Origin of the sequence: Hymenobacter montanus (assembly GCF_014699115.1) — a bacterium.
In the GTDB taxonomy this organism is placed as follows: Bacteria; Bacteroidota; Bacteroidia; order Cytophagales; family Hymenobacteraceae; genus Hymenobacter; species Hymenobacter montanus.
This window is the reverse complement of sequence record NZ_JACXAD010000008.1, coordinates 193172-202451: the sequence shown is the minus strand read 5'-3', so window position 1 is coordinate 202451 and position 9280 is coordinate 193172. Positions and strand designations below refer to the sequence as shown.

Here is a 9280-nt window from a genome sequence, read left to right as displayed (position 1 = left end):
GACCAGCACTTTCTCAGTATGGCGCAACTGGCCTGTATTCGGCGTATCCTGCAGCGCCACTTTTCAGACACAGCCTAACTGAAAGAAATTCGTGTTGTTGCCACTCATCGAGTGCACGAGGTAGTACGCCGCGTCGAAGTCGGTGGGCACCTCGGCCAGCGAGTCGGGCTTGAGCAAATCACCCTGCGCCACGCTCACGCGGGCGAGCAGCGCTTCGGGCAGAATGTCGGCCAGGGAAAACCGGCGGGGATCCCGCACCAGGCAAACGACGTCGTGGCCGGCAGTGGCCAGCAGCGATAGTAACCGCTGGCCAATGTAGCCGGTGGCACCAGTCAGGAGGATTTTCATAGGCAGCGGGCAAACGTGGGGAAGGCCAAGGTGGTAACCAGTACAACGGCCCTGGTGCCCAGTTGTTTGCCTATAACCTATTTGGGAGCCGATTTGGGAGCCGAGGTTTTAGCTGCCCCCAGGGGCAGCCGGTAAGCTACCTGCACCGCCACGCGACCATACGTGCCGGTCCCGATCCCAAACACGGAAAAAAAACTCGTGGCGCGCCAGCGGCTGTTGGGCGGCGTGGCTTCTATCTGCAAAAAGTATTGCTCGGAACTATCATCGCCTTCGTTGGTCGACTTGGCGCCGGTGATGCCGGCGAGGATGGCGATCGGGCTGAGCGGGCCAAATCCCATGCCCACGCCCGCGTGCCAGGTGGGGTTGGCCAAGCCTAACAAACCGCCCGCGCCATAGCCAACTTCGGTCAAAAGCCCATTGTTCCAACTGGAGCGAGCCCGTATGGTGAATACGGCGTCCGCCGTGTCGACCACAGTGCTTCGCGACAAAAAGCCGGTTTCCTCAGTGGCAAAATAGCCCACACGGCCTACTAGCACTCCGCCTTCGGTCTGCAGCAGCCACCGGCCTTGCTTCAGGTCCACCCCCAGGCGCGGGTGCACAGCCCATAGTCGTAGGGAAACGTCGCGACCATTGGAAAAGGTCAGTTGGTCGGATGCCGACAGTACGTCCATACCCACTGAAAATGAAGGAGATATCCGGTCGGCTCGCACTGTTTCATGCCGCCAGCTGGCACCAAAGAGCACCCCGTTGAACTGATGCTCTACCACCTCGCGGGTTCGGGGAGGGCTCCCGCCAAAAATATTGAGGCTGGAGGTATAGTCATTGGTATAGTGAGAAAAGCTGCCGCCGGTGTAGCCGCTCCGGAGCTCCAGGGAATGCCGTATTACGGGCGCTTCGCCGGTTTGCGCGAAGCTGTTAAAAACAAGCAGGCAGGCTGGCAGCAGGGCTGCCCAGCGCCCAAGTTTCGGATAAGGTAAGCGCTCGACCATTAAGTTGCCAGTCGAAGCCAGGGCCAGGATGTTAGAGAATGTTTTCATGGCCCGAAGTACAAGTAGATTTTCTTGAAAAAATATCATTTTTTATAGATAAAAGACTTTTTCCCTTATTGATCAGATTAGTAAGTGACACATAATGAATCTGTAACGCCCAGAAGATTTGACTTTATAACTAGGGTGTTTGTGGTCAGGGGGTCAGGGCCGCGCTTGATTGGCGGCTCCTGCAACATCAGCGGCTAATCAGCATCTTTACCGGCATGAAACACTTCTGCTCATTCCTCACCGCCGGCCTGTTACTGGCTTCCACCGCCCAGGCTCAAACCAAGCTCACGGTGCCGCCGCTGAGCCCCGCCACCCACATTCACCAGAATTTCTCCACGTCGTACATCGACCTCACGTATTCGCGGCCGTCGCTGCGGGGCCGGGTGGCTTTTGGCGGTCTGGTGCCCCACGGCACGGTGTGGCGCACGGGGGCCAATACCATCACCAAGGTGCGCTTTGGGGAGGAAGTGAAGATCAATGGCCAAACCGTGCCGGCCGGGGCCTACGCCCTGCTCACCATTCCCGATGCCAAGGAGTGGACCTTTATTCTGAACCGCGATACCGCCCAGTGGGGCACTTACGAGTACAAGCAGGCACTCGACGTGCTGCGGGTGCAAGCCAAGCCCACCAAGCTCGCCACGCCGGTCGAAACCATGGCGCTAAGTGTCGAAAACCTCAAACCCGCCTCCGCTGACCTCGTCCTGAGCTGGGATCGCACCCAAGTGGTCTTACCCATCACCGCCGATCCCGACCGTATCGTGATGGGCCAGATTCAGGAAGCCATGAAGGGGGAGAAGAAGCCCTATATCACGGCCGCTCAATATTATTACAACACCGGCAAGGACCTCACCCCCGCCCTGGGCTGGCTTGAGGAGTTCATCAAAGCCTATCCCGAATCCGGTTATTATGGCTACTACTGGAAAGCCAAGCTGCTGCAAAAGCAAGGCAAGAACCAGCAAGCCGCCGAAGCTGCCAACAAATCAATGGAACTGGTAAAAGCGGACAAAAACGAGGTGTCGAAAGCCGAGTACATCCGCCTGAACCAAGAAGTACTGGCGGCCGTGGGCGCGAAGAAGTAGGGTAGGAGTACCTCACCCCCTCTCCTGGGAACTCTGCGCATCAAGCAGATGCGGGGTCAGGGGGTGAGGTCTTCCCGCGTCCGCCCTGGTTCACCAGCTGCGTAAAGCTCTTGGCCGCGTTCGTGAATTCGGAGGGAATGAGCATGATGGTCGTGGTATTGTTGTCGATGCCGATTTCTGACAGCATTTGCATGCGGCGTAACTCCAGCGCGATGGGGCTTTCCTCCATCTGCTTGGCGCCCTGGGTCAGCTTAATGCTGGCCTCCAGCTCGGCCTCGGCCTTGATGATGCGGGCACGCTTCTCGCGGATGGCCTCCGCCTCGCGGGCCATGGCCCGCTGCATGGATTCGGGAATTTCCACGTCCTTAATTTCAACCAGCTCGATTTTCACGCCCCAGGCTTCGGTGGCGGCATCCACGAGTTGCAGCAAGGACGCGTTAATTTGCTGGCGGCCCCGCAGCACCTCGTCGAGTTGGTGTTGGCCGATGATGTTGCGCAGCGCCGTCACGGCCAGTTGGTACACCGCCTGGTTGAAGTTGGCCACCTTGATGATGGCATCGGCCGGGTTCACCACCCGAAACCACAGCACGGCGTTCACCTTGATGGTAACGCTGTCTTTGGTAATAGTTTCCTGCTGCTCCAAATCCACCGTCTTGGTGCGAATGTCGATGGTCTGCTGGCGCTCGATTAAGGGAATGATCCAGTACAACCCCGGCCCGCGCGTGCCCGTGAAGCGGCCCAGGCGAAACACGATGGCCCGCTCGTATTCCTGCGCGACGCGAATACCAGAGAGCAGGAGAGCAATAAGGAGGAGTGGGAGGACAAAGGGCGACATGGCTAGGGAGAGTTGGTGAGGTTCTGGGAGTAATCAGGGGTATTACACAAGCGGAGCTAATTACTTAGCAGACATCTCTTTGATATAATACCCGTTGCTGCTGTTGATAATTGCGCCTTCTTTATTCATCGCATACAAAACGCTTTTTTGGTTGAAAGCGGGGTGGCTGACAGAAGAATAAGGCCGAATAATTAAACGAATTTCTTGGGGAGCATTGCGGGTGGATGCGGGCAGAAGTGTAATGATACTATCGCGCCGCACGTAACGGCCATAATTGTAAGCAATGCCGAAGGGGCTGCCCTCCCAATACTTATAGCGGCCATCATCTTTGAAGTCGTACCCTGCCATGATTGAATCGCTGCTGGTGCTCACGCACATAAAATTTGCCGCATAATCCACGCGGTTGAGCCAAGTGTTGAATACGGCTGCCAAAGCTACTGGTCCAAGCCAGAAGTAAAGAGGTATCAACCGCTCCGAAAGAGGCAAATCGTGGCGCCTCAACACTCGGAATAGCGCAATAAACCCCAGTATTGCTGCTAAAACAGTGCCCAATAAAACCGGTATCGCACCCCCAATTGAGTCCCCATACTGACCTTCCTCCAGTTGAAACAGGGCGTCAGCTCCAAGTAAGCAGCACGTCAGGATGAATCCTTGGTTTTCGCGCATGAAACTGAATAAGTAATTACCGTCCCACCACCGGCAGCACGGCCACGCTCTCGTGCCCGGCCGCATCCACGCTGGCCACGCCGAAAATGAAGTTGTCCTTGCTAATGGGCAGGTCGGCGGTGGTGCCGTTGCTGGGGAAGCGCTGCTGCCACTGCGGGGCGCTGGTTTCGCGCACCAGCACCACGTAGCCGGCGGGCTGGGCCCCCGTGGCGGGGGCTTCCCAGCGCAGTTGGGTACGGTTGGTGAGGTCGGTGGTGAGAACTTCGACGTTGGCGGGAGCAGCCGGGGCCCGGGCCAGGCTGGCCACGGTGGCGAGGTTGATGCCGGCGTTGCGGCGCAGGTAAGCGAAGTCTACGCCCTCGGCGACGTCGCCGTACGCGCGGCCTTTTTCGGTGCGCAGGTCCTGGTGCTGGTGGGTGTAGTCCTCGTTCATCTCGGTGAAACGGACGGCGGCGAACCCCTGCTGGTTGAACGGGGTGTGGTCGCCGCCGCGCAGAAACCGGTCGGGGCGGTACACCAGCACGGCCTGGTGGCCCCGGCCGTATAGCTGGGCGGTCCGCTGGATGTAGCGGGCCAGCAAGCGGCTGGGCGAATCGTTCTCGCTGCTGAGCTGGCGGCGCACCCTGGCCTGCTCGGGCGTTTCGCTGGCCGGCCCGCCCTCGCTGAACACCCGAACGTGCGCATCGTCGTTAATGGCCGGGTCGAAGCCGTGCGAGTTGCCTACGATGTCGTTGTTGAGCATCGCTACCAGGTTCCAGCCTTCTTTTTTGGCGCGGGCGGCGAGGTGGCCCGAGCCATAGAGGCCCTGCTCTTCGCCTTGCACGGCCACGAACTTGAGGGTGCAGGGAAACTGCTGGCCGGCCAGCACCCGCGCCAGTTCCAGCACCAGGGCGGTGCCGGAGCCGTCGTCGTTGGCGCCGGGGGCGTCGGCCGTCGCGTTCATTACGTCGCTCACCCGGGAGTCGAGGTGGCCGCTCACGAGAATGACTCGGGTATCGGTGGGGTCGGTGCCGGGCAGGGTGGCCAGCACGTTAGCCATCAGTACCGCCTTGTTGATGCGGCGGCCGTCGGGCTTCACCGTGAAGGTATCCAGCTCCACCTTCAGGCGCCCGCCGCCGGCTCGGCTGTACTTCTCAAACTCGCTCTTAACCCAGTTGCGGGCCGCGCCGATGCCGCGCGTGGGGCTCTGGGTGTCACTCAAGGTATGGCGCGTACCGAACGACACCAGCTGGTGGATGTCGGCTTCCAGGTTTTTAGCCGAAATGTCATCCGCCAGCTGTTGAATCTTCGCGTCGGCTGGCGGCAGCAGGGGCGCGGGCCTGGTTTGGGCTCGGGCGGTAAAGGACGCCAGCACTAGGAGCGAAGCAAGTTTCATGGCGGAAAGGTAGGATGACCTAACCGAATAAAGATTAAAAGAGAACGTCCCGCTGGGCTGGCCCAGCAGGACGTGCGAAGAAGGTGTCGGGAAAGAGCTGAAGAGAGGTGCTGGCGCGGGCGGGCGATACGCTGCCGTCTGGCCTGATGCCATGTATTGCCGCATCGCAGACGTGCGCCAGCGCCCCGCTAAGCCCATCTGAAAGGCTTGGCTAGCCGGCCCGGTAAAGTGGCTCCACCGTACGGAAGTATGGGTTCACCCCCTCATCCGAAGTCTTGTCGACCAGCATCAGATCCACGAACTGGTAGGCGTTGGTTTTGCCTTGCAGCACGGGTCCTAACTCCTGCATAAAGCTAGGGTCGGGGCTGGTGCTCTCGAAGCCGAGCAGCAGGCGGGGCACTTCCGGGTTGTCGGCCAACTGCATTTGGGCCAGGTAGGCTGCCGCGATGTGGGGCTGGGTGGCGCACCAGGCGCTGACGGCTTCTGCCACGGCCGTGGGGTATTCGGCGGGTTGGCTGAGCAGGACCTGCGCGTCGCCGCCCGCGGGCGAGGTGGGGCCGGTGAGCTGCCCCGCCAGCAGCGCCGCCAGCTCATCTTTCGGGAGCAGCTTGCCGGCGGGTGAAAAGGGATTCAGCACGCAATCTTGCCCCTGCACCATGTTGAAGAAGGCGTGGCCCGGCAGGCGCACGTAGCTCACGGGGCCGTTGTCGGTGCCGCCATCGCTCAGACGCGGTACCGATGAAAAGATGGGGAGCTTGCCGTCGGATAATACCTGGAGCTGAATCTCCTGTCCTTCGGAAAGCACTACTTCGCCCTGGGCCAGGCCTTCCTGAGGTGCCAGAATCATCAGGATTTCTTCCTGCAGCAGGGCCTGGTAGAAAGCCGGGCGGGCATTTTCGTCGGTGGCAGCCAGCAGCAGAAGCTGCTCTAACACGTTTTCCGGCTCGAAGGGTAGGGGCGGCGGTTCAGGCAGTTGGAAGGTCGGCGCGGGCGCCACGGGAGCGGGCGGGGCCGTGAACTTAGCGCCCTGGTAGCGGGGCCCACCGGCCGGCTTGGCGGGGGCGGGCGTGTCGGGACCGGACGGAGCGGGTGAGGTGGCCGGTTGTTTGTCGGCAGGCTTATTTTTCAGAAAGTCGAACAGACCCATAAGTTTGAACTACAAAGGCAAGTGGATGGGGATGCAATCTACGGCAAAAAAGGGTTGGGTCGCGGCAAAATGGGGCCCAGAACAGGGCTGGGACGCTAAAAGCTGACGTAACGGACCGCAGTCAGCATCCGGGCCTTGCGGGTTGTGGCTCAGGTTTTAACCCTGGGGCTCCTTCTTTTTTTAGGAGCGTTCAAGTACATTCGACAAGTATACGGCCACGTGAAAAAGCCGGCCCGCTGGTCTGGGCGAACGCCCGCCGGGCAGATCGGTAAACTGCTGTAGTTCGCTGCTGACGACGGCGTGTAGCGCGTACATTCGTACTTACCCCGGAACGGTCAGCAGGTGGTGATGCGTGGTGCTGACCGGCAAGGAGGTAAAATACCCCCTGCCGAGCGTTTGGCCCAATGAAAGCCAGGCTTTACCCGCAATGTCGTTGCCGGTTCCCAGCTTACCGAACTGCAAACCCTCGCCGCGCCGGCCCTGACAGCCCTGCTGCAAGGGGAGAAGTGCACCGGCATACACCGTTTAGGTTTTTAGCAGTTAAATAGAATCCAACTTACAGGGCTGATTCGTTGATTTGTGCCGAAATAATTATTTTGGTAATTAGTAAACAATAACCTATTTGCTTTTTATGGAGAAGCTGCGAGGGTTAATTCACGAAGTGGCCGGGCAGGTCACCGATTCAGAGCTGGCGGTTATACTCACCAAATTTCGAATCAAGAAGATTAAGAAAGACCAACACCTACTCCGGCAAGGACAGGTGTGTAGGGAGTTATGCTTTGTGAAATCGGGCTGTTTTAAAGTTATTTATCCGCATGCCAACCGGGAAATAAATGTATGGTTTGCTTTTGAAGAGATGCCCATAACGGAAATGCAGAGCTTCATTACTCAAAGTCCTTCACAATATACCATCAGGGCTTTAGAGAACGCCGAAGTATTTGCTATTGAATACAATGATTTACAAAAGCTGTACGAAGAATTCAGCAGTTTTCGTTTTTTCGGGATGCGAATCGTTGAGCGCATATTGGCTAAATCTATTCAGCGGATGACCTCCTTTCAGTTCGAAACGGCTGAAGCTCGGTACGAGAAGCTTTTTGCTAATCCCAACTATTTAAATAGAGTTCCGCTGAAAGACTTGGCGTCTTTTTTGGGAGTAACACCTAACTCATTGAGTCGAATAAGAAATAGCGCCGGAAAATGAAGGCGTGACTACGTTCTATTCATATGAATACTTTCGGCCTTGCCTGGTAGGATACTTTTGTCACCTATTCAGTCTCACGCTTCAAAGTACTTCTTAACGTCATGAATCAAGATTTAGCAACCCAAGTGTTAACCGCCGCGCTGCATGAGGCCGCCCGCCAACACGTGACTATTGCGGTATCAATCGTCGATACGGGTGGCCATTTGCAAGCCTTTATGCGGATGGATAATTGCAGCTTTGTTGCGGTGGATGCGAGCAGAAAAAAAGCCGTTTCGGCTTGTGCTTTCGGCATGCCGACCGATGCCATAGGCGAGGCAGTACAGCGAACACCTTTCCTCAAGGAAGCTTTCCAGGGGCATCCGGACATATTCTATTTTGGCGGGGGCCTGCCGGTTTTTCAACAGGGAAAAATCATTGGCGGGCTCGGGGTCTCCGGCGTTGAACCCGCGCAAGACAAGACCATTGCTAGCAAAGCATTGGCGTCAGTGGGCCTGATGGGCTAAGCTATTTGATTTAGAGGGCCGCCAGCTGAGGAGTACGCCCGCGCCGCTGCCGGGGCTCCAGGTGGGCACCAGGCCTACATCGCGGCCAATGGATTTGCGTCCCCAGCGGTTGCGGTGGCTGAGGTAGGCCAGGTGGGCCGAGAGGATGCCAAACCCGGCCCCGGCCACCACATCGCTCTGCCAGTGCTTGTTGTTGATCATGCGCAAGGCGGCCACGCTGGTGGCCAGGGTGTAGGCCCCGATGCCGTACCACTGGCTTTTGTCGCGAAACTCGGTGTGCACGATGCTGGCGGCCAAAAACGCCTGGGCCGTGTGCCCGGAAGGGAAGGACAGGTTGTCGGAGCCGTCGGGGCGCTGCACGCCCGCCAGCGATTTGACGACGTACACCGACGAAAGCATGATAGCCTCGCTTTTAAGAATAATGAGCCCCAGGTTTAGCCGGTCGTCGTGCGACTCGACACCCGCCAGCAGCACGGCGCCCACTTCCAGGTAGGGCGCCCATTGCAGGTAATCGTCGAGGTGGCTGCGGTAGGTGCCGAAGACGCGGCGGATGTCCTTATTAGCGTCGTAGGAGCTATAAAGCCCGTGGCCGTTGATGGTGCTCGCCCCGTAGCCGATGAGCACGGCCGGCACGATGGCGGCGCGAAATCCTTTGCTCTTGAAAAATGGCCTCCTGGAGGGCGCTGCCTCCCCACTGGGGTTCTCGTACTTGTGGGTCGTATCGGCCAAAGCAGGCAGGGTTGGCGTCTGGGCAGCCGTCAATCGCGGCGCTGCGGCCAGCAATCCCATCAAGGAGCAGGAGAGGAGAAGTTTGGAGGTCATCGGAGAAACCGGCATAAACAGCGGTGGAACAGGCCGGGTATTCAAGCCCGGAGATTCGCGTTTGAGAAAAGAGCAGTTGCTAAGCGCAACAGCGCCTCGGGTTTGGGGTAGCTTACGGCAGCCCTCACCCCATTCAGGCTCCTGCGGCTGGCTTGTCGGAAAACGAGGTAGCTGAGGCAGCAGGCGCTCAGTTGGCATTGGAGCGGATAAATCAATGCAGTAAATCCGGCGAGTAAGGTGGCAATCAGGGTGCAAAATACTGCGCGT

The 9280-nt window shown here is 58.4% G+C and carries 10 protein-coding genes; 3 read left to right on the top strand and 7 right to left on the bottom strand.

The features are described 5' to 3' along the window. Window positions 1-63: 63 nt before the first annotated feature. Both IC235_RS09500 and IC235_RS09495 read right to left on the bottom strand, forming a co-directional pair. Entirely contained in the window at window positions 64-348 is a 285-nt protein-coding gene (locus tag IC235_RS09500) for an NAD-dependent epimerase/dehydratase family protein (RefSeq protein WP_191004936.1), read from the bottom strand. A 77-nt stretch (window positions 349-425) separates the two neighbouring features. Continuing rightward, window positions 426-1385 (bottom strand): hypothetical protein, encoded by a 960-nt coding sequence (locus tag IC235_RS09495; protein ID WP_191004935.1) that lies wholly within the window; start codon window positions 1383-1385, stop codon window positions 426-428. 215 nt (window positions 1386-1600) lie between these two features. Here IC235_RS09495 and IC235_RS09490 point away from each other — a divergent pair, with 215 nt between their 5' ends. Next, window positions 1601-2464: a DUF2911 domain-containing protein gene (locus IC235_RS09490; protein ID WP_191004934.1), complete on the top strand. Its 864-nt coding sequence runs from the start codon at window positions 1601-1603 to the stop codon at window positions 2462-2464. Between the two features lie 40 nt (window positions 2465-2504). Here IC235_RS09490 and IC235_RS09485 read toward each other — a convergent pair whose 3' ends face one another. The 4 genes from IC235_RS09485 to IC235_RS09470 form a co-directional block, all read right to left on the bottom strand. Then, entirely contained in the window at window positions 2505-3299 is a 795-nt protein-coding gene (locus IC235_RS09485) for a slipin family protein (protein WP_191004933.1), read from the bottom strand. Window positions 3300-3359: 60 nt separating this feature from the next. Beyond that, on the bottom strand, window positions 3360-3965 hold the full coding sequence (locus tag IC235_RS09480) for a hypothetical protein (protein ID WP_191004932.1): 606 nt from the start codon (window positions 3963-3965) through the stop codon (window positions 3360-3362). 16 nt (window positions 3966-3981) lie between these two features. Next, window positions 3982-5340 (bottom strand): M28 family peptidase, encoded by a 1359-nt coding sequence (locus IC235_RS09475; RefSeq protein WP_191004931.1) that lies wholly within the window; start codon window positions 5338-5340, stop codon window positions 3982-3984. 211 nt (window positions 5341-5551) lie between these two features. Continuing rightward, the gene (locus tag IC235_RS09470) at window positions 5552-6487 is read right to left on the bottom strand and encodes an enhanced serine sensitivity protein SseB C-terminal domain-containing protein (RefSeq protein ID WP_191004930.1); all 936 of its coding nucleotides are present in this window, start codon (window positions 6485-6487) and stop codon (window positions 5552-5554) included. Between the two features lie 631 nt (window positions 6488-7118). On the opposite strand from IC235_RS09470, the gene IC235_RS09465 reads away from it, so the two are divergent. Further along, on the top strand, window positions 7119-7688 hold the full coding sequence (locus IC235_RS09465; protein WP_191004929.1) for a Crp/Fnr family transcriptional regulator: 570 nt from the start codon (window positions 7119-7121) through the stop codon (window positions 7686-7688). Window positions 7689-7789: 101 nt separating this feature from the next. Next, window positions 7790-8191 (top strand): GlcG/HbpS family heme-binding protein, encoded by a 402-nt coding sequence (locus tag IC235_RS09460; protein WP_191004928.1) that lies wholly within the window; start codon window positions 7790-7792, stop codon window positions 8189-8191. Here the strand turns inward: IC235_RS09460 and IC235_RS09455 are convergent. After that, on the bottom strand, window positions 8171-9013 hold the full coding sequence (locus IC235_RS09455; RefSeq protein ID WP_191004927.1) for a phosphatase PAP2 family protein: 843 nt from the start codon (window positions 9011-9013) through the stop codon (window positions 8171-8173). The two genes, IC235_RS09460 and IC235_RS09455, sit on opposite strands and share 21 nt — an antisense overlap. Window positions 9014-9280 lie beyond the last annotated feature (267 nt).

What these genes read in the sequence shown, in the direction of transcription:
- IC235_RS09500 (WP_191004936.1), bottom strand. Translation starts at nt 348, where the DNA reads ATGAAAATCCTCCTGACTGGTGCCACCGGCTACATTGGCCAGCGGTTA.
- IC235_RS09495 (WP_191004935.1), bottom strand. Translation starts at nt 1,385, where the DNA reads ATGAAAACATTCTCTAACATCCTGGCCCTGGCTTCGACTGGCAACTTA.
- IC235_RS09490 (WP_191004934.1), top strand. Translation starts at nt 1,601, where the DNA reads ATGAAACACTTCTGCTCATTCCTCACCGCCGGCCTGTTACTGGCTTCC.
- IC235_RS09485 (WP_191004933.1), bottom strand. Translation starts at nt 3,299, where the DNA reads ATGTCGCCCTTTGTCCTCCCACTCCTCCTTATTGCTCTCCTGCTCTCT.
- IC235_RS09480 (WP_191004932.1), bottom strand. Translation starts at nt 3,965, where the DNA reads ATGCGCGAAAACCAAGGATTCATCCTGACGTGCTGCTTACTTGGAGCT.
- IC235_RS09475 (WP_191004931.1), bottom strand. Translation starts at nt 5,340, where the DNA reads ATGAAACTTGCTTCGCTCCTAGTGCTGGCGTCCTTTACCGCCCGAGCC.
- IC235_RS09470 (WP_191004930.1), bottom strand. Translation starts at nt 6,487, where the DNA reads ATGGGTCTGTTCGACTTTCTGAAAAATAAGCCTGCCGACAAACAACCG.
- IC235_RS09465 (WP_191004929.1), top strand. Translation starts at nt 7,119, where the DNA reads ATGGAGAAGCTGCGAGGGTTAATTCACGAAGTGGCCGGGCAGGTCACC.
- IC235_RS09460 (WP_191004928.1), top strand. Translation starts at nt 7,790, where the DNA reads ATGAATCAAGATTTAGCAACCCAAGTGTTAACCGCCGCGCTGCATGAG.
- IC235_RS09455 (WP_191004927.1), bottom strand. Translation starts at nt 9,013, where the DNA reads ATGACCTCCAAACTTCTCCTCTCCTGCTCCTTGATGGGATTGCTGGCC.